The 19,686-nt window shown below is 54.2% G+C and carries 18 protein-coding genes and 2 pseudogenes; 15 read left to right on the forward strand and 5 right to left on the reverse strand.

Going from position 1 to position 19,686, the window contains the following annotated elements:
- Positions 1 to 314: 314 nt before the first annotated feature.
- Complete coding sequence (locus tag K5Q35_RS19640; protein ID WP_220801065.1) at positions 315 to 1,295, reverse strand: hypothetical protein; 981 nt, start codon at positions 1,293 to 1,295, stop codon at positions 315 to 317.
- Between the two features lie 12 nt (positions 1,296 to 1,307).
- On the reverse strand, positions 1,308 to 2,000 hold the full coding sequence (locus K5Q35_RS19645; RefSeq protein WP_220801066.1) for a hypothetical protein: 693 nt from the start codon (positions 1,998 to 2,000) through the stop codon (positions 1,308 to 1,310).
- On the opposite strand from K5Q35_RS19645, the gene K5Q35_RS19650 reads away from it, so the two are divergent.
- Positions 1,969 to 3,063 (forward strand): hypothetical protein, encoded by a 1,095-nt coding sequence (locus K5Q35_RS19650; RefSeq protein ID WP_220801067.1) that lies wholly within the window; start codon positions 1,969 to 1,971, stop codon positions 3,061 to 3,063. The genes K5Q35_RS19645 and K5Q35_RS19650 overlap by 32 nt on opposite strands.
- A gap of 3 nt (positions 3,064 to 3,066) precedes the next feature.
- Here K5Q35_RS19650 and K5Q35_RS19655 read toward each other — a convergent pair whose 3' ends face one another.
- Positions 3,067 to 3,732, reverse strand: a complete 666-nt coding sequence (locus K5Q35_RS19655; protein WP_220801068.1) for a hypothetical protein — start codon at positions 3,730 to 3,732, stop codon at positions 3,067 to 3,069.
- An 857-nt stretch (positions 3,733 to 4,589) separates the two neighbouring features.
- On the opposite strand from K5Q35_RS19655, the gene K5Q35_RS19660 reads away from it, so the two are divergent.
- The 6 genes and pseudogenes from K5Q35_RS19660 (at position 4,590) to K5Q35_RS19685 (ending at position 11,530) form a co-directional block, all read left to right on the forward strand.
- The gene (locus tag K5Q35_RS19660) at positions 4,590 to 6,515 is read left to right on the forward strand and encodes a bifunctional diguanylate cyclase/phosphodiesterase (RefSeq protein WP_220801069.1); all 1,926 of its coding nucleotides are present in this window, start codon (positions 4,590 to 4,592) and stop codon (positions 6,513 to 6,515) included.
- 350 nt (positions 6,516 to 6,865) lie between these two features.
- A pseudogene (locus K5Q35_RS19665) lies at positions 6,866 to 7,564 on the forward strand (IS6 family transposase).
- A 270-nt stretch (positions 7,565 to 7,834) separates the two neighbouring features.
- Positions 7,835 to 8,083: a hypothetical protein gene (locus tag K5Q35_RS19670; protein WP_220801070.1), complete on the forward strand. Its 249-nt coding sequence runs from the start codon at positions 7,835 to 7,837 to the stop codon at positions 8,081 to 8,083.
- Between the two features lie 64 nt (positions 8,084 to 8,147).
- Positions 8,148 to 9,104 carry a TAXI family TRAP transporter solute-binding subunit gene (locus K5Q35_RS19675; protein ID WP_220801071.1) on the forward strand — a complete coding sequence of 319 codons (957 nt, stop codon included), beginning with the start codon at positions 8,148 to 8,150 and terminating at the stop codon, positions 9,102 to 9,104.
- Between the two features lie 49 nt (positions 9,105 to 9,153).
- The gene (locus K5Q35_RS19680; protein ID WP_259650606.1) at positions 9,154 to 10,935 is read left to right on the forward strand and encodes a TRAP transporter fused permease subunit; all 1,782 of its coding nucleotides are present in this window, start codon (positions 9,154 to 9,156) and stop codon (positions 10,933 to 10,935) included.
- A 148-nt stretch (positions 10,936 to 11,083) separates the two neighbouring features.
- Positions 11,084 to 11,530, forward strand: a complete 447-nt coding sequence (locus K5Q35_RS19685; RefSeq protein WP_259650607.1) for an IS6 family transposase — start codon at positions 11,084 to 11,086, stop codon at positions 11,528 to 11,530.
- A gap of 121 nt (positions 11,531 to 11,651) precedes the next feature.
- Here the strand turns inward: K5Q35_RS19685 and K5Q35_RS19690 are convergent, their stop codons facing one another.
- Positions 11,652 to 12,074 (reverse strand): Rrf2 family transcriptional regulator, encoded by a 423-nt coding sequence (locus K5Q35_RS19690; RefSeq protein WP_220801073.1) that lies wholly within the window; start codon positions 12,072 to 12,074, stop codon positions 11,652 to 11,654.
- 104 nt (positions 12,075 to 12,178) lie between these two features.
- On the opposite strand from K5Q35_RS19690, the gene K5Q35_RS19695 reads away from it, so the two are divergent.
- From K5Q35_RS19695 to K5Q35_RS19730, 8 genes are read left to right on the forward strand one after another with little or no spacing between them, the layout of a single operon-like run.
- A complete protein-coding gene (locus K5Q35_RS19695; RefSeq protein ID WP_220801074.1) occupies positions 12,179 to 13,390 on the forward strand; it encodes a GTP-binding protein in 1,212 nt (403 codons plus the stop codon).
- A complete protein-coding gene (locus K5Q35_RS19700) occupies positions 13,387 to 13,647 on the forward strand; it encodes a DUF6525 family protein (RefSeq protein WP_220801075.1) in 261 nt (86 codons plus the stop codon). The genes K5Q35_RS19695 and K5Q35_RS19700 overlap by 4 nt, the downstream gene beginning before the upstream one ends.
- A 10-nt stretch (positions 13,648 to 13,657) precedes the next feature.
- Positions 13,658 to 15,181: an ABC transporter substrate-binding protein gene (locus K5Q35_RS19705; RefSeq protein WP_220801076.1), complete on the forward strand. Its 1,524-nt coding sequence runs from the start codon at positions 13,658 to 13,660 to the stop codon at positions 15,179 to 15,181.
- Positions 15,178 to 15,861, forward strand: coding sequence for an ATP-binding cassette domain-containing protein (locus K5Q35_RS19710; protein ID WP_220801077.1), 684 nt, complete (start codon positions 15,178 to 15,180; stop codon positions 15,859 to 15,861). Before K5Q35_RS19705 ends, K5Q35_RS19710 begins: the two co-directional genes overlap by 4 nt.
- A complete protein-coding gene (locus K5Q35_RS19715; protein ID WP_220801078.1) occupies positions 15,855 to 16,568 on the forward strand; it encodes an ABC transporter ATP-binding protein in 714 nt (237 codons plus the stop codon). The genes K5Q35_RS19710 and K5Q35_RS19715 overlap by 7 nt, the downstream gene beginning before the upstream one ends.
- Before the next feature lie 8 nt (positions 16,569 to 16,576).
- A complete protein-coding gene (locus K5Q35_RS19720; protein WP_259650608.1) occupies positions 16,577 to 17,503 on the forward strand; it encodes an ABC transporter permease in 927 nt (308 codons plus the stop codon).
- Positions 17,496 to 18,290 (forward strand): ABC transporter permease, encoded by a 795-nt coding sequence (locus K5Q35_RS19725; RefSeq protein WP_220801080.1) that lies wholly within the window; start codon positions 17,496 to 17,498, stop codon positions 18,288 to 18,290. Before K5Q35_RS19720 ends, K5Q35_RS19725 begins: the two co-directional genes overlap by 8 nt.
- Entirely contained in the window at positions 18,287 to 19,189 is a 903-nt protein-coding gene (locus K5Q35_RS19730) for a DMT family transporter (RefSeq protein ID WP_220801081.1), read from the forward strand. The genes K5Q35_RS19725 and K5Q35_RS19730 overlap by 4 nt, the downstream gene beginning before the upstream one ends.
- Here K5Q35_RS19730 and K5Q35_RS19735 read toward each other — a convergent pair.
- A pseudogene (locus K5Q35_RS19735) lies at positions 19,187 to 19,654 on the reverse strand (transposase); the annotation flags it as partial. The gene K5Q35_RS19730 and the pseudogene K5Q35_RS19735 overlap by 3 nt on opposite strands.
- Positions 19,655 to 19,686 lie beyond the last annotated feature (32 nt).

The raw sequence follows: 19,686 nt of genomic DNA on the forward strand, positions 1-19,686 counted from the left end.
ACCAAAACCCGAACAGAGCTAACGTAAATTAGCGGACTCAAAGGGGAGCAGGTCATCTTTTTCTCATCATTCATTGTGATCCATACTCCCTTGAACCGATATTGCGGCAATGAAAGTGTGGGTGGTAGGAACCTGAAAATCAACTGTTCTGTGGGTAACTTTCGCGCTACATCGGACCTTCATGCTAGTCGCAGCATGCGGTAAGGCGGCACATCTTGTCCTGCTGCGCGGTGTGAGCGTGGCATAGGCCCTGTAGATTTCTCGACCTGTGCTGGAAGCAGCGCAAAACCAATATTTTATTGATCTAATTCTGCTTAATCTTTTCGATTGTCTGTATTTTCTGACCGCTGGCCAACCTCTTGAGTCCCACGTTTCGAGCCCAGTTGGGACGCAATTTGAACTGCCGCACCTAGAATTGTCAGCATTATCGTGGCGGTCAAAAACAATGAACTCGATATAGCGATGTCGATCCAATCGGGCTTAAGTGTGACTGCTTCAGCTACTCCAAAATGCCGAACTGACAAGAATGTATCACCAAGTTCAGATACCAGAGTGATCGACATGGAGTCATATGCTGCAGTGGGTAATAGGTGTCCGTACGTCTGTGCTGCTCGTACAGTCCTGGCAGGCTGGTCGTAAACTAAGACCCTCACCTTGGCCCCAGTAGAAAGCTCGCCGGACTTTACCACCTCAGTAGTTTTTCGCAGCAAGCCAGTGGCTAATCCAGCATCTCGTGCTTCCCAGCGCCCCCCCTTTAAATACTGTTGAACACCGGTTCGCATGTCGTCGCCCAGGGTGACGATAGCTCGAAAGGTAAGAGCACCAGCAGTGGTCCAAGCATCTTTGGGCACAATGATCACGCTTCCCTGCGGAGGAAACTTCTGCTCGCTGGAAATGGTTTCGATCCGCAATCCATCTACCGAGTGAACAGTTAGCCTTACTTCAGTATTGCTCTCCCAATCGACTATGATCTCGCGCCTGTCGCCCTGTTTCCGCTGCATTACATTGCAAGGCTTATTTTCGCCTTTGTCTGCAATGGTTGGAACCTCTGCTGAAACACACATTACGCTATCCGGCAAAGACCACTCGTTGGCTCCGTCTCCAAAAATTATTGACGCAGCACCCGTGTTTGCCTCAATTAAATAGCTTCGACTTTGGCTGAACACCGCGAGGATCATCAGGAAGATGATCGCCGCAAGGATAACGAAAACAACGAGCTGAGCCGGCGACTTCATCCTCGCGACGAAGCCAGTTGGGAGAACGACATGAACACCCTTCAAGCTATTGTAACCCACCACGACATCCGTTCATTGTTCTGGCAACCAAATCACCAATTTGGTTGATGGTGCGGCTTGCCCATTTTTTATCCTTAACACTTGCACGTCGACCGGACCGCTCCCGACGCTTGAATCGAACATGCAGTTCCAATCAAATGCCGACTTTCCGTCCAAATCAATGGGTTCACACTTAACCGGCGAAGTGCTGTCTCCGAAATAGGCAAAGACGGCTTCCGCCTGAAAGGAATTCACGAGGAGGGAGATGGGTCTTTCTCTTGCGCCGTCCCAATAGGCGACGGTTGCTTCCTGCATCTCTGACAAACATGCGCCACGTGTCATCCGCAAACCTATCGCGTCTGTCGGTTTCGGTGCCAAAACATCCGCATGTCTCGTCGGGTAAAACAGCTTGGAAATGCCGCCCTGCCAATCATCACTTACGAGATATTCATTCGATGCTTCGTAATGACCATCTACCGTTACGACCCGTAGACAAATGGTCTCGCCGGACCATGTGGACGGCACAAAGGCTTCTATCACAATTTCCGAAGTTGGGCCTTTTTGCACTTGCAATCCACTCACGATACTGCCGGATATCTTTGCGGTGCTTTGAAGGCTTTCGTTGAGATCCGGTGCTGTTGCGAGCTCGACAGATTGAGCATGCCCTGAAGACGTGAACACAAGAGAAAAAAACATGATTGCTTTGAGTAAGTTAGATTTTGGCATAAAGTTCCCCACGCTAAGGCTATTGATAGTCGTTTTTTTTCTCTGTGCCAATGCAGGTTGGGCACAGTCAGTCCGTATTCAAAACGGTGAGGGTGAGTGGGGGTTTGGTTGGATGTTCCAGCACGCTGGCAATTGCTATGCCGCCTTGCCAAAACACGTTGCAGGCGACCTGCCTAGGATATCGGTCAGCACGTCGGCGCCTGTTCAAGTCGACCAAGCAAATGTTCAAACGCCCTTTTGGGAAGGAATGGATTTGGCTTTAGCCTTTATCGACAAAGGGGCAATTGATGAGCGATGTACTGCGTCATTGGGAGACCTTAATCCAACAGCGACGACGCGGAACGCTGCGCTCGCCTTGATGCTGAGGGTAAATGCTCGTGGCGAAGACGAAAGACTTCCTATCAGGGTCATTAACCGCGACTATCTATACTTTACGGGCGAACTTGTCGAAGATAGGGATGCCATTGCGCAGGGCACGTCTGGAAGTTTCGCCTTCGTCAATGATAAGCCCATTGGAATGGCAATTGAATCGGACGGGGAGGCGTTTGCCACATTCATTCGATCAGAGGAGATATTCCTCAACATCAACCGTTTTTTATCAGAGCAAGGGCGCGCATTCTCTTCTCAAAGCAGTGGTAGCTTCAGTCAAGAAAGTGGTACCTTTCAAGGTCTGCCGTTTGCTGAATTCAAAACCAATAGTCCGGCAAGCCTGCCTCAATATGGTCTTAGGAACGTAACTTCGGACGGGCTTTTTGTTACAGACCCGTCCGGACCGGTCGTCTTGATGTTTCGTCTTGAAGCATCCTCTACGACGCCGGTTTCGCGTGTTCGAATAACCTCACCCAGCAACGGGCCGTACGCTGTTCCCAAGGTGATTTCCGTGTCTCTTGCTGTTGACCCAGAAGGAACTCGTTTTCGCCCATGGACTGAAGGAGAAATGCGACCGGACGGTTTTTTCGACACCGGTCGGCTGGCACCAAGAAACGCGCGGTGGGTCCAAATCACCATCCGAAGCGCTTGGAACGATGGTGATCTGGCACTGAACCAAGTTTCGGTACAATGAAAGTTATTCTAATAGCGTGATCTGCATCGGGGATGGGTTATCAATCCATCCCAGCCTTGCCACACCCAACAACGCGCCCTCTGGCGTTATACTCAATTGCGCTTTAATATGAGAACCTTCGATGAAAACACCGTTTGCGTTGATCTTGAACATACAATCGTCGTCTCCATCCCATACGAAACACTGCTGTTTGTTATCGTATTCTCCGATGCGCCACGTGGTGAAAGCTTGTTGTTGAAGGTTTTCCGTAGCTCTAAACGCATTCAAAAATGAAGAGCTCACCCCATCTTCTTTCGACAGATCAAATTGAACAGCAAGATTGGGGCGCGTGGCAAGATAGTACCCCAAAGCTTCTTTTTGAACCCGAGGATTTGATGAAAGAAGGCCAAATTCCTTTGCCAAGGAAATCAACTGCGGATCGCCGCTTTCCATCATGATTTTCATCGCGCCCATACTGCGCTGCGGGTCAGGGTCATTCAGAAGCGCGGCATAAGGATTGGGCGTCGCCGCCTGCTCATCCAGCATCCGGGATATCTCTTCAGCAGTAAGCGCCTGCGCGGCAACGCTGGTGGAAATGCAAGTCAGTCCTAAAGCGGCTACAAAGCCTGTCGTTAGCAATTTAAAATAACGCAACATCTCTTCCTCATGGTTGTCGTTGAATGGCGACAAAGTGCTCCAAAGGCTGCAACTTGTCCAGTATCGATGCTACGGATTGCACCGTACCATTTCATAGCGGTCTTCGTACATTCCTTGATTAGCATTTGCAGAGTCGTTGGGTGCATCGTGGGTGCCAAAAATACCGGGCTACAGTGAAATGGTTTGGGTCGCTCTGATCTTGATTGAAGACCACATCGTATTGAAGCTAAACACTTTTTGCGTCGGCTTGAACCAGCTTGCTAGAGTTTGAATGGGAACCTAGGAAAATTGAAAATCCTCGTGTCGGTGGTTCGATTCCGCCCCCGGGCACCACTTATTCAGTAAAAATACATATATTACATTATCTTGAAGGGTTTTCGAGAAGATGTATCCCCCAAAGCATCCCTCGGGCGTAGTCTGTTTGAAGTTCTTCGACCTCACGGTTGTGCCATAAGTACTTTGGTTGGTACTTACGACTGTGATCGGCTCATGGTCACTACGATAGGTTGTCAGGGCGGAAAGTGCGCATTCGCTGCATCGGCAAGGATCAAGCCTCAACTTGGCAAAAGCGGTCGTTCATCGAGCTAAATCCGCAGTGGCGCTTGCTGCAGTGTGCATCAAAGGCAGCTAAGCGCAGGATGCGGACTTTGCAAAGTTTCGATAGCGGGCCCTTCGGGAGAAAAAACGGCATTTTCAGATCTGCGTTGTACGACCAAAGGGGACACTCACGGCAGTTGCCGGGAGCTGCAGAATGCCAGAGGCTTTGTTCAAATTCGCTCGAACAATTGCAGAGAGATGAAACTAAAATTCCAATTACTTTGATGACCCGGATTTACACTTTTTAAAACGCGAACTGGTCTTTGAGTTCTTACCATTTCCGGAGTACTGGCATGTTGGTTTTTCGTTTTGTTGTATTTGGTGTTGTTGCGGCGGCAGCGATCTGGATCTCGGTTGCCTATGGAGTAGGCAGGGCGGTAGACAACGTGATCTTTCGAGAGTCAGTAGACAAGGCGTCGCAATGGGGACAATTCATGGCGTCGCGAATTCCGGATATCGAGGATTTGGCAGAGAGCGGCATGCCCACCGAAAAACAGCGAGCCACGATTGAAGATATTCGAAACATTGGTGACGTATTTAGATTCAAGTTGTTCACGGCAGATGGTCGTCTGTCGTTGATTTCAGACGATGTATCAACGGGTCGTTATATGGGAACGGCAGATGTGATGGACTTGGAGCCAATGCAAGTGGCCGCAACCGGAGCGCCAATTGTCGATGTTTTCGACGGCACCAATAAACCCAACCGTCCTGACCTCTATGCTGAAGCATATATTCCTCTATTTGATGGCAACGGCCAGGTCGTTGCGATTGTCGAAGTATACGTTGATCAAACCGCTACCGCTGCATATTTCAGAGAAAGCTTTCAAACTTTTGGGCTTATGCTCATGTTGTTTTGTGGCCTTATCTTTGCGGTGCCATGTTCAGCATATTATTTGCAACGTACGTTGACCGAGCGGTCGCGCAAGGATGCCGAGTTTTTATCCCGCTTCGACCCCCTGACTGGTTTGCTGAATCGAAGGGAGTTTTCGATGCAGGCAAAAAGACACATCGAAAACAATGACTTGTCGGTGGCCTGCTATCTGGACTTAGATCATTTTAAAGCAATCAACGATACGCACGGCCATTCAATAGGTGACGCATTTTTGGCAAATGTAGCGGACGTACTTCGTGAAAACTGCCGAAAAGAAGATCTGATCGCAAGGTTCGGCGGGGATGAGTTTGTGATTGGTTTTCAGAACCTCTCAATTGAGGACGCGACGCATCGGGTCAGGTCGATTGTCCAAATGTGCAAAAAACAAATCGACATCGAAGACGCCAGCATCACCGGTTCTGTCAGCGTTGGCCTCGCCGAAATCAACGCAGAAGACGGTTTAGACGTGATCCTAAAAAACGCCGACACCGCTTTGTACCACGCAAAGACGTCTGGGCGAAACAACTTTGCGGTGTACGGAACCGAAATGGGAGAGGAGCTTAAGCAGCGCTACGCGCTGGAATCACGTATTCGCCATGCAACTGAAAATTCCGAATTTGAGATTTATTTTCAACCACTGGTGTCCAGCAAAGATCAGCAGATCATTGGCCACGAAGCATTGCTCCGCCTATTGGACGACAATGATAATTTTATACCACCTTCAGTGTTCATACCCGTTGCAGAAGACCTTGGGTTAATTGAAGAAATAGGTCGATGGACAATTCAAACCGCCATCCAAAAAGTCGCTGAAGCAGAGAGCGACAAGATGCTGGCCATAAATTTATCACCAATCCAGTTCAAAAGTGGAGAGTTGGTAAACACCGTGTGTACTGTGCTCAAGGATACAGGCTTTCCAGCGCACCAGCTGGAGTTAGAAATCACAGAGTCTTTACTGCTTGAGGACAGTATGTCTGTGGAAATGCAAATTGATTGCCTGCGTGACATGGGCGTCCGGATCGCCATGGATGATTTTGGCACTGGATTTTCCAGCCTTAGCTATCTGTGGAAATATGGCTTTGATCGCTTGAAAATTGATAGGTCCTTTGTGGCTGCTTTAGATGGGAACTCCGAAAGGTCACGAGAAATCATCGAGTCCGTAGTGATGCTGGGGGCAAGGCTGAATATGAAAATTACCGCAGAAGGTGTCGAGACAGCCGAGCAGTCAAAATTCTTGTCAGATCTGGGGTGTGACACCTTGCAAGGTTTTTTCTACGGTAAACCATCCCCATTCAGGGATGAATTTTTAGAAACAGCTGTGCAAATACCAAAGCAAGGCAAGACTGGCTAACGCTAACCCGCTTCGTATTGTCGAAGTGATCAATTTCTTGGTCGCTGACGCGAGACATGACATAGTTGCAAGGTCAATTTCAGATTTGCGACATGCTTTGAAGCTTGCTTAAAGCGCGTGGGACAGTTCGGGACATTAGCCGTTTCAAGCTCTCATGATGTCCGTTTTTGTGTCACTGCATAATGTCCTTGCACGTACAGCGAGGGCATTCATCCCGCTGAAGATGAATGACGGCAATGTCTTCTACGGGCTGCCACCGGTAGTGTCGCAAAGTTTCTGAATTTTGTTGCGTTGCCTTGCGCCGCAGTCTAGCAGCCTCGTTTTTCGAACACGGTAACAGGCTGATAGATCTGATCATTTTTAACGGCGCACAGTACCCGAAATCCTTCATTCTATATGCCGTATATTTCTACGTTCGCTTTCCAGTATCATATCGTGACCTCGAAGAAATCACAGCCGAACGCGGTGTCGATTTGGATCATGCGACACTCAATCGGCGGATCGAGAAATACGCAAGTGCGATTGCCGAAGAAGCGCATCGCTAGAAAGCTTCGACGGGACGTTGCTATGCAAAGCCATGCCAGGTGAGAGATGAGACGTATACTAAAGTGAAAGGCGGGTGGACATATTTGTACCGAGCGATCGACAAGGAAGGAAAAACCCTTGATTTCATGCTGTCTGAGCGGCGCGACGAGGCCGCAGCGACCGCGTTTTTCATAAAGGGCATTGGCAACAACGGCTGGCAGGACAAGGTTGTCATTGACAATAGCGGATCGAACACGACGGGACTATTCAATATGAATTGCTTGCTGGTGATGTGCGGCTGGTGTTGGTTCAACACGGATCGACGGACGAAATACCTCAACAATATCATCAAGCAGGATCACCGTTTCATTGAGAAACTGGACCGACCTATGCAGACCCTCAAATCGCTGAATTAAGCTTCGGCTACTCTTGCGGGGATTGAAGTAGCACACATGATCCGGAAAGGTCAGTTTGACCAGTTAGAGCAATCTGGCTTCGCGCAGTTCGCAACACTCGCTGGATAAATGTGTTCAGCGAAGGAGCGTTCTTAACCTAGCGAATACTTTGCGACACTACCACGGTGTGTCTACCGGCGGTCTTGGTCTTGGTCTTGGTCTCGGTTCGGGACCTGCTTCTGTTGGTTTCGCGAAAGCCGCAGACGAAAACAATTTCAGCGCCAAATTCGCGACAACTCGGAAGCCTTTCGCACCGAAGCACGGTTCCGTCCCCTCGGCGGGGCCCTCAGCTTTTACGGTCCTGGCGAAGGCACTCCGCTGGAACAGGTGCGTATTGCCATGACGGCCGACAAGATCCGCAGCTTGCTGATGCCTGGTTCAGAGCCAACCCTCAAAAGCCGCGAGGGTGGCTATATCGGTGGCCCGCGTGAGTTCTTTGAGTTGGAAGCTATGACAATGGTCACCGAACACGGCGCGCGTAAGCCACGGTCATACTCCCCCCCCGGTTTGCAAATGCCCTTTTTTCTGGAAAAAACGCTCAGGCGGCTTGAGATTTCATGCAGTAAACGAACGCGGGACAAACTCTGATGGCTTAGCTTGCAATTACCTTGCCAAACAATATTGTCTCGCTGGAAACAGGGAGCGATATCAAATGACACTTATGAAATCTATCGGCGCGGCTGCTGCCGTTGCTTTGATACTAACCACAACCGCTTCGGCCGAGACGCGCGTGACCTATAAATCCGCCAAAGCGGGTTCATCGTATTTCCAGATGGCTGTACAAATCGCCGAAGCGATGAAGGCAGGTACGGGCGGCGATATTTCCGTGACCGTCGAAGAGAGCCAAGGCTCGGTGCAGAATGTGATGGAGGTCCGCGCGCGCGGTGGTGATTATGTGTTTACCACGCCGCCTGCGTTGGTTGGTCTGGCGCAGGGCGGCAAGGCCATGTTCGAGGGCAAGAGCGATCCAGCCTTTGCAGAGATCCGCGCGCTTTTCCCAATCCCGTCCCTGACCATGCATTTTGTCATGTCGCAGGACAGCGGCGTCACCAGCTTTGCCGAGATGGAAGGCAAGACGATCCTTTTGGGCAGTGGCTCATTCGGAGCACGTGAGGGCGCGAAGTACCTCGAGCTGTTTGGCCTTGAAGGCAAGGTAACGGTCGCCGATTCAGAATTGTCGAATGCTGTAAACGCCTTGAAAAACGGACAAATCGACGGTTTTGTCACGGCGGGTTCCTTCCCAGCACCGAACGTCATCGAAGCGGCGGCCTCTACCGGCGTTACCGTCCTGTCGCTCAATGATGAACAGATCGCGCAGTCAAAGCGCACGCGCCTGACAATTCCAGCCGGGACGTATACCGGCCAGACTGAAGACATCACAACGACGTCTTTGCCCGTTGTCGCCTATTCCACGACCAAAATGGACGACGATACCGCGTATATGCTCACCAAAACCTATTGGGAAACGCGCGAGAACATGGCCAAGGATACGGCGTGGTGGGCCGGGGTCTCCGCCGATATGCTCAGCAATATTACGACGCAGATTCACCCCGGTGCGATCCGGTACTACAAAGAAATCGGTGTGTCGCTGAACGACGCACATATGTAGCAGGTTGGCCTTGTTCCCACGGTAAATGGGGATAAGGCTCTTTGGTTCCATGACATCCTTTTCCCCCAGCGCTGGCCGCGTGTGGATCGTGCTTGGCATGGTCACCGCCGTGTTCCATATCGGGTTGATCTTTTACGGATTGGTGCCCAACCTCATAGCGCGTCCCCTGCACATGGCGCTCATTTTGCCATGGGTGTTTCTATACGCCGCCAAGACACACGCGGGCTGGTGGTCGGGTCTCGTCATCACGCTCATCGGTGTGTCAGCCTGTATCTGGATCGCCCTGAACCACCAGGTCCTGCGCAACCAATACGGGTTTTTGGAAAACGGATTTCAGGTCGCGCTGGCGATCGCACTTTTGGCGATCGCAATGGAGGGCGCGCGGCGTATGATTGGCTGGCCATTGCCCGCGGTGGCGCTTTGCGCGCTGATGTACGGTTTGTACGGGCAACATATCCCCGGTGAATTTGGCCATGCCGGTACGCCCTTGCGCAGCTTTCTCGGCACTCTTGTTGTTGCTGAAGGCGGTCTTTGGGGCAGCCTCACAGGTGTATCGGTTGGTGTTGTCGCAATCTTTGTCATCTTTGGTGCGGTGCTGAACGCGGGCGAAGCGGGACAGGGATTCATGAATGTGGCCTCTGCCGCTGCGGGCCGCCTGACGGGTGGTGCGGCCAAAGTATCGGTTATTTCGTCGGCACTTTTCGGGTCCATCTCGGGCTCGGCCTCCGCCAATGTGGCCTCAACAGGTGCGATTACATTACCTGCGATGACCAAACTGGGCTATCCCAAGCGCCTCGCCGCTGCAGTCGAAGCTGTGGCTTCGTCAGGCGGTCAGATCATGCCGCCTCTTATGGGGGCTGGTGCCTTTGTGATGGTTGAACTGACCGGAGTGCCCTACACGCAGATCATGTTGGCAGCACTCCTGCCTGCGATCCTCTATTTTCTGACCGTATGGATGGGCATCAATGCCTATGCGCAGCGTTTCGATTTGCAGGCAGTGCCAAAGGACCAACGCCCCGGCGCGCGCATGGTGCTGATCACCTCCGGGTTTTTTCTGGTGCCGTTCTCGGTCCTGCTCACGGCTATGTTTGTTGCAGGGTTTACGCCGCAATATGCGGCCGTATTGGCAATTTTTACTGGCGCGGCAGCGCTGTTTTTCGACGCAACACCCCGCATGAACATCGCCCAGGGGTTTGACCGTATGGGTCACGCTTTTCTGGCTGTCGGCCAACAGGTGGCCATGATCGCAGCGATTATTATTTGCGCATCGATTATCATCGGCGTGCTCGGTATCACTGGTTTGGGGATCAAAATCACTTCCGTCATCATCTCGGGGTCCGGCGGTTCGCTTTGGCCCGCGCTGTTCCTTACCGCGCTGGCATGCCTCTTGCTCGGAATGGAGGTCCCCACCACGGCAGCCTACGTCATTTGCGTGTCCGTTGCGGGACCTGCGTTGATCGAACTGGGGCTTGAGCCGTTGCAGGCACATCTGTTTGTATTCTGGTTCGCATTGTTATCCACAATCACACCCCCTGTCTGTGGCGCGGTATTCATAGCCGCGGGGATGATTGGGGAAAACTGGCTCAGGGTTGCACTGACGGCTATGGCGCTCGGCCTCGGGCTCTACATCATTCCGCTTGCCATGATTGCAAACCCCGATCTGATCCGCGTTTCAACCAACACAACAGGTGCATTGAGCGCATTTTTGATGGTCGGCATCGGACTTACATGTCTTTCATACGCGCTGATCGGGAAACCCCGTTGGTTGTACCGAGCCTTACTGACCGCTTTCGGTTTGGCTGCCTGTTTTGTGGGTATATTGACCACATAAAAGAGCTTGTCGCAGTCTGTTGAAACGGGACTGTTGCATTAACCTAGTTTTGTCAGAGTGAGCGTAGCGAAAGGACCCTATCGTGCCGCGTAAACAGCCGTTCGAGCGACATTGATTTCCGGCTGCAGTTATTCTGCGTGCCGTGCGGATGTATCTGCGATATCAGTTGTCCTACCAAGACCTCGTTGATCTGCTGGCAGAACGGGGCCTGGACGTAGATCGGTCTACTGTCTACCGCTGGGTTCAAAAGTTTAGCCCTGAATTGGTCAAGCGAACTGAGAAGCACCATAAACGCAGCAGCCTCGATTGGCATGTTGACGAAACCTACATACGGGCCGGTGGAAAATGGCGGTACCTGTGGCGCGCAATTGATGCGAACGATCAACTGGTGGAGTTTCGCCTCACAGCAAGACGAGACGCCAAAGCCTTTCTAAATAGAGCCATTGAACGGGTGCGTTTGCATCGACCCGTATCTATTTGCACGGGCAAGGCACCGACATATCGTAAGGCGATCTGCGCAGGCGACGTTAGCGGGGATCGAGACGATAAGGGCACTCAAGAGAGACCACATTCACAACAAGCAGCCACGCGTTAAAGGCGAGATTGCATTCATGCATAAACTCTTTCAGGAGGCTGCCTAAAATCAGCGTTCAGTTGTATAATTTTGGCCCACGAACTTTAACGCAACAGTCCCCTACTTTGGATTTCCCTGCGGATCAGCCGTGTTTGACGGGTCCAGTTTCTCGCACTTCGGCGATTGTGGTTGCAGCCAGTCGTTCCACCAAACTGCGCTCAATGTCTTCCAAGACCGACGCCACTTTTCTTTGTAAGATATTCTCTACCGAGCACGAGGAGGCAACCTCTTGTTCACCCGTCGCAACAAGGCTTTCATCCAGCGCCAGATAAACATCGGCCAAGGTGATCTCATGGGGCTCACGTGCAAGACGCCATCCTCCCGCATGTCCTTTTTCAGAGGTTAGCAAACCCGCCTCGCGCAGCTTTCCAAGGACGCGGCGCACAACAACTGGATTTGTCCCGGCATGCTCAGCAATATCCGCTGAGGTCCGCACTCCCGCGGGATCACCTGCCATATGGCCAAGGGTGTGAAGTGCGAGCGACAGACGTGAGTTGCGTTTCATAGGCGGGTGTTCTCCAATATGGAGGTTAACGTAACATTCTCTGTTGCATCAATCTAGTAACTGAGTAAGTTACCTGACTTGTAGAGCAGCGAATGGAGCCGAACATGTCAGATACACGCCTTCCCGTCACGGTACTTTCAGGTTTTCTGGGCGCGGGAAAGACCACGCTACTCAACCGAGTGCTGAACAATCGGACAGGCCGCAGGGTTGCGGTGATCGTCAACGATATGTCTGAGGTGAATATCGATGCAGACCTTGTGCGAGCTGACACGGAACTAAGTCGGACGGATGAAACGCTGGTCGAAATGTCGAACGGGTGCATTTGTTGCACGCTGCGTGATGATCTATTGGACGAAGTCCGGCGGCTCGCAGCGGAAGGGCGCTTTGATTATTTACTGATAGAGTCCACGGGTATTTCTGAACCGCTTCCTGTCGCCGCAACCTTCGATTTCCGCGATGAGCGCGGCGATAGCCTCGCTGATGTGTCTCGTCTGGATACAATGGTCACGGTGGTGGATGCGGTGAACCTGCTGAATGATTATTCCAGCCATGATTTCCTGAGCGATCGCGGCGAAACAATGGGCGATGAGGACGAACGTACTCTGGTCCACCTGCTCACCGATCAGATCGAATTTGCTGACGTCGTCGTCCTGAATAAAGTCACCGATGCAGGCCCTGAACGCGTGGATGCGGCACGCAAGATTATTCGTAGCCTCAACGCCGACGCGCGGATCATTGAAACGGATCATTCAGATGTCGCCGCTGAAGCGATCCTCGATACCGGTCTTTTTGATTTCGTACAGGCGCATGAGCACCCGATGTGGGCCAAAGAACTCTACGGTTTTGCCGATCACACGCCTGAAACCGAGGAATACGGCGTGGCGTCGTATGTATATCGCGCCCGGCAACCGTTCATTCCAGAAAAGGTACTGGAGGTTCTGAACGGCGATCTTCCCGGTGTTATCCGCGCCAAAGGGCATTTTTGGATTGCGACGCGCCCGGAATGGGTCGCCGAGTTTTCGCTCGCCGGATCCCTGTCGAGCGTCAAGCCACTTGGGACGTGGTGGGCGACAGTTCCAAAGGATAGCTGGCCCGAGGACGAAAGCGCGCGAAACTATATGCAGGCCCACTGGCAGGAGCCTTGGGGCGACCGTCGACAGGAGCTTGTCTTCATTGGGGCGGGAATAGATTGGGCAACGATAAAGGCGCGACTTGATGCTTGCCTTGTGCCGGAGTTGGTCGCCAGCAGCCTCGATGCGTTGCCAGACTATGTTGATCCCTTTCCGCTTTGGCGGCGTGCGGAGGCGGCGGCATGAACCGCAATCTTGGTCAAACGTCACTGCGCAGGCGGCGCCGGTCTGTTGATCCCATGCACACCTACGACGCATTACCTACACCGCTGCGACATTGGCTTTCCCAAGCGGCATTGCCGTGGTCGCCCACTTCGGCGCGTAAAATCTGGCAGCGCGCGCAGGCGAAAGGGCTCACCACTGATCACGCACTTGCTTTGCTACACCGCTCTGAGGCTCAAACGCTCGCCCGCGATAAGCGCGCGACCCTCCCAACAAAATAAGGAATTCTCTATGTCTCTCATGACACGGCTCGCCGCTGTTGCCATTTGTTCACTTTCAACCGCCCTGCCTTCCGTTGCGCAGGAAGGGACCTTCAATATTGCCGTCGGCTTCATTTCCAGTGATCCTGTCCCGGACCCCCGGGCTGGCTACAATGGCTGGATGTCGAACCAAACTGGCGTGACCGAAACCCTGATGGGGATCGATTATGAATTGGACCTCTATCCCCGCTTGGCAGCGGGGATCGCGCAATCCTCGCCAACGACCTGGCGTGTCACATTGCGCGAAGGGCTGACCTTTCATGACGGCACCCCCGTGACTGCGCGATCCGTGGTGGATGCGATCACACCGATCTCTGTCGAGAGTCACACGGGCTACAACGCGCGTATCGCGAACCTGCTTGACCTTGCGTCCATGTCGACGGACGGCGATAAGGTTGTCGTGTTCGAGACAAACAGCCCCAATGCGGCCTTCCCATGGACATTGTCAGAGCCAGGCATTGCCATTCTTGGGGCTGCATCAGAGGATTACCCAATTAACGGCACCGGCCCTTATGTTTTCCAGGAAGCAATCCCTGATCAGCTTTACCGCGTCGCGGCAAACAGCGACTACCGCCTTGGTGTACCGGGTTTTGAAGAAGTGCGCGTCGTCGGCATCCCCGATCCCGGCGCATCCGCTTTGGCATTTGAGGCAGGCGAAGTTGATATGGTGATCAACTATCCCGAAACGGATTTCGCGCGCATTCAGGAAACCGGCGCACTGGGCTTTGCGGCCCCAACTGCGCGGCTTTATTTCTACACAGTAAATGCGGCCAGCGGCCCTATGTCCAACCCGTTGATCCGGCGCGCGGTGTCTGCCGCGATCGACCGTGACGGGATCGTTCAAGCCGCCCTTTCTGGCGTCGGTGGCGTCCCCGCGGGTACGGTGTATCCGGCAGGTATGGGATGGGCGGCAGACATTGATCCGGTTTTTGACCCGGCCTTGGCCGAGGACCTGCTGGACGAAGCAGGCGCTGTCAAAGAGGGCGGTACATGGATGCTCGATGGTGCGCCGCTGGAAATCGACATCGTGACGTATTCCTCCCGGGCTGCATTGCCGCCAACGGCGGAGCTGACCCAAGCCTTTCTGCAAGCCATCGGCGTCAAAGCCACGATCAGCGTTGGCGAATACGGGGCCAGTTCCGATGCAATTGCGGCAGGCAATGCGGACATGTTCCTGCAGGCTTGGGTGACGACACCACAAGGTGACCCCGGCGCGGTCCTTGAGGAGTTGCTGAAATCCACCGGTGGGTCAAACGCCGGAGGGTACGAGAACGCAGAACTGGACCAGTTGCTGGCCGACGGCCGCACGATCTTTGATCAAGAGGGGCGGGAAGCGATATACGACCGCGTTCAAGAGATCATCGCATCTGATGCGGCTATGATCCCAGTCTTTCACGTCAGTCAAACCAATGTCGCACGCGCGGGCTTGACCGGCTATGCGGTTCACCCGACAGAGACCTATTGGATCACGCATGAGACGAAAATGACCGAATGACCATCACGGCAACTGGCCTGAGCGTTATCCGCTCGGGTCGCACCATTCTTCATCCTACTGATATCGTCATCAGGCCCGGCGAACGCGTCGGGCTTGTTGGCGCGTCGGGGTCAGGAAAATCGACGCTGGGCCATGTGTTGATTGATAATTTGCGCGCCGAAGGTGGCAGCGTCGCGCATGTCCCGCAAAGCCCCGACGAGGCGCTTGATCCCTTGCGGTCAATGGCCTTTCACTGGCGCGAAGCGGAACGCGCGCTGAAACTTTCCTCTGACCCAATCCGCCAACAGATGCTGTTCAGTGCATTGCATATTGAAGGCGGTGATCTGCGCAAGCGCCCATGGGGGTGGAGCCGGGGCATGCAACAACGCTTTGTTATCGCAATGGCCTTGATCGGCACGCCGGAATTGCTGGTGATGGATGAACCAACGTCGGCGCTTGATCCGGTTGTGGCGGCAGGCACGATGGATTTGTTGGATGCGTATCTGAAGGATCGTCAAACGGCGCTTTTGCTGATCACCCACGACCTTGGCCTCGCGGCCCGCAGGGTACACCGTTTGATGGTCATGGACGACGGACGTATTGTCGAAGACGCCCCGACCGACCGGTTTTTGATGGCTCCGACGACACAGGCGGCCAAGGCGCTTTGTGCACATCGCAACTGGCTGCAACTGCCATGCTAAAGGTCGATCAGGTCTGTGTCAGACGCAGTTCAGTTGTGACGTTGAAAGATGTATCCTTGTCGCTCGCCTCAGGGCGAACGCTCGCTGTTGTCGGCGAAAGTGGTGCAGGCAAATCGACGTTGATCAATGCGATCCTGGGGCTCGTTCCATGCGCGACCGGGCAAATGACGTGGGACGCGAAACCAGTGCGCAATTGCCGCCCCGCGCTTGTCATGCAAGAACCGCGCAGCGCGTTCAATCCCCGCATGTCGCTCCGCCACTCTGTGATGGAGCCCGTGCGGGCGCTGCATGAAGACCGTCTCGCACGTCTGTGTTCAGGTCTGGAGATTGCGCCTGACCTTCTAGATCGCCGCCCCACGGAGGTCTCAATCGGACAAGCGCAACGGGTTGGCATCTTGCGCGCGCTGATCGCAGCCCCGCCGTTGGTCCTGTTTGATGAACCGCTTTCCGCATTGGATGCGGTCACCCAAAAACACACCGCACGTCTGATCGCGCAGATGCAGCGCGAGGAAGGGTTTGCCGCCCTCATCGTGACGCATGACCTCGGCTATGCTGCGGCTTTCGCAGATGACATTGCGGTCCTGCGGGCAGGTCGTCTCGAAGAGATCACACCCGCACGCGCCTTTGTGCACGCTCCGCAGACCGCCTATGGCCAGACCCTGCGTGACGCCGCCTTTGCCCTTGGCGCATTGGAACGCGTCGCATGATCGGGATCATGGCGAGCCTCCTTTTGCGCGCTGTTGTCGTCCTCACGGGAACGGCACTCGCGACCTTTGCTCTGCTGTGGCATGCGCCCGGTGATCCTGCATTGGCGATCGCGATGGCTCGGCACAATGCGATTGTCTCTACGGAAGTGATTGATCTGGTCCGTGCAGAGGCAGGTTTAGACGCTGGTTTCTTGCCCGCCTTCAAAGCATGGATCATGCCGCTGCTGGTCGGCGATTTTGGCCAATCCTCAGTGACCGGGCGCGATGTCTGGCCAGAATTGGTGACGGCGATTTCCTATACTGTACCGCTCGCATTGGCGGCGCTGTTTATTGGCTTGGCGGTGTCGGTGCCACTGGCGCTGATTGCCACGCGCAACCCCGGCGGCTGGCTGGATCGCGGCGCTGTGGCGGTGGCGTCCATTGGCGTGGCGATCCCGGCCTTTTGGTTGGGCCTTCTGCTGATCTTGCTTTTTGCGGTGCAATTGGGCTGGCTCCCCGCGATGGGCGCGCGCACCTCTGCACATATGATCCTCCCCGCTTTGACGCTCGGCTTGGGCGTCGCGGCATCGCTCACCCGCATCCTGCGATCTGGCATTCTCGAAGCACGCGATCAGCCGTTCCTGCCAGCCATACGCAGACGCGGTGTGATCCACCGCGACATTGAACGCGATCATGTGGCCCCCCACGCAGCAATCCGCTTTGTAACTGTCTTAGGACTAGAGCTGGCGTTCCTGCTGGAGGGGCTGGTGGTGGTTGAGGTCATCTTTGCCCGCCCCGGCCTTGCCAGTTTCCTCGTGTCCGCAATTGGTGCCCGTGACTTTCCAAAGGTGCAAGCGGCGGTGCTGGTCACGGCCGTGGTCTTCGTGGTCGTCAACTTGTTGATTGATCTCCTTTATCGCGCCCTTGATCCACGCATCGGAGAGCATGATGCGTAGCGTCGTTTTGCTTGGTTTGATCCTTGTTGGGCTGGGGGTGTTCGGCCCAATGCTTGCCCCGCATGACCCAACGCAGATCGACATTCCAAATCGTCTCAGCCCGCCAAATCCGCAAGCATGGTTGGGGACAGATGCCATGGGCCGCGATATTTTATCCCGGCTGCTGCACGGCGCGCGCTGGTCGCTTGGGCTGGCGTTCGTAATCTCTGTCCTAGGGCTGGTTATCGGCACATTGATGGGCCTGCTCGCAGCTCTTGGCGGCAAGGTGGTCGATTGGATCGTGATGCGCACCACGGATACATTTCTTGCCTTCCCGGAACTTGTCGCATCCGTCGTGATCGCAGGGGTGTTGGGGGCAAGCACAGGCAGCCTGATCTTCGCGCTGACCGTCACAAGCTGGATGCGCTATGCGCGCGTTGCGCGCGCCATTGGATTATCGTTAAAGACACGCGGCTATGTGGTTCAGGCCCGTCTAGCAGGTGTGTCCAGTTTGAGCATTGCGCGCTGTCACTACCTGCCGTCGTTGCTGCCTTCCTTGACGGTGGTCTGGACGGGCATGTTTGCACGGGCCATTCTTGGCATATCTACGCTTGGGTTTCTGGGCTTTGGGGTGCAACCGCCGATGCCCGAATGGGGGACGATGCTGCTGGATGCGCGCATCCATATGCGCTCAACGCCCCTTCAAATGATCTGGCCCGGCCTCGCGGTTGTCGTCTGTGTCCTTGCCATCAATCTGGCTGGCGATAAGCTGCGCGATGCACTGGCAGAGCAGGACCACAAGGCATGACCGACACAGATCGCCCACGGCTCGGGATCGGGTTGCGCATCCTGTCCGGCGTCCTCTTCGCAGGCATGGTGATTTGCGTCAAAGCCGTCAGTGAGGACGTGCCACTTGGCGAAATCGTCTTTTTCAGATCCGCCTTTGCGCTGATTCCATTGATCGTATTCCTCTGGCTAAGGAGCGAGTTCCCACAAGGGTTGGCAACCAGACGTCCCATTGGTCATCTGGTCCGCGCAAGCTTTGGAGCGCTCGCTTTGTTTGCATCATTCGCCGCCATCGCGCGATTAGGCGTTGCCGAAGTAACATTGATTGCGCAACTCTCGCCAATTCTGATGGCTATCGCCGCAGTGGTACTGCTGGGCGAGCGTTTGACAGTATGGCGGATCAGCGGGCTTGCCTTTGGCTTTGCCGGAGTCATCGTCATGGTCTGGCCAGAGCTGGGCCATAGTGGTGCATCCGGCGCACGCCTCATCGGCTTTGGTTTCGCCATTCTATCTGCGGCCCTTGCCGCAATTGCGTTGATTATGGTGCGCAGCCTCAACCGCACTGAAAGCCCGGGGGCAATCGCGCTTTATTTTGTGCTGGCGTCAATGATCGGCGCTCTCCTTACTGTGCCATCAGGGTGGATCATGCCGAGCAGCTGGACAGTTTTCTTGCTGATCGGCTCCGGTCTGTTTGGCGGTTTTGCACATATCGCAATGACACTTGCATTCCGTTACGCCGAAGCGACACGGCTTGCCCCATTTGAGTACATCGCGATCATATGGCCAATTTTGGCTGACCTTTTGATCTTCAGGTTGTCACTTTCAACGAGCTTTCTGTTCGCACTGCCCTTGGTCTTGCTAGGGGCCGCGATTGCGGCTGCTGAAAAGAACAAGTCTCTGGCACCGAAAACAGGGCAGTGAGGAGTGGCGCTTCAAGCGACGGTCCTTACGGTCGGCCTTGGCGTTTTCGGGGCGGATATGACCACCGAAATATGCGCCATCAATCTCCATATGGCCTTCCAGAACCTGGCCCGTGTGGACTTCCAGCGCCATCACTTCACGCAGCTTGTGGCCCAGCACGAAAGCCTTTTGGTATTGGCAATCCAGATCACGCGACAACTGCACCATAGATACGCCCTTGGACGCATTCACGATAATGCAGATCGCAGCCAGCAGGTCTACAAAGTCCATTTTGCGCGATGCGAAGATGGTGCCGGATGTAACGCTGAACTGGAGGTGACACGCCTTGCACTTGAACTTGCGGCGCGTGGTGATCTTGTACGCTTCGTCAAAACCGCAGCACGGGCAAACCGCTTCGCCTTCTGTCTCAGGTCAGCGCATTTCACAGAACACTTTGTGAGCCGCTTCTTCGCCAGCCTTGTAGATGCTGCGGAGGCTAAGTGTGCGTGATGCCGCTG

This window comes from Roseobacter sp. OBYS 0001 (genome assembly GCF_019654895.1).
Taxonomy (GTDB): domain Bacteria; phylum Pseudomonadota; class Alphaproteobacteria; order Rhodobacterales; family Rhodobacteraceae; genus Roseobacter; species Roseobacter litoralis.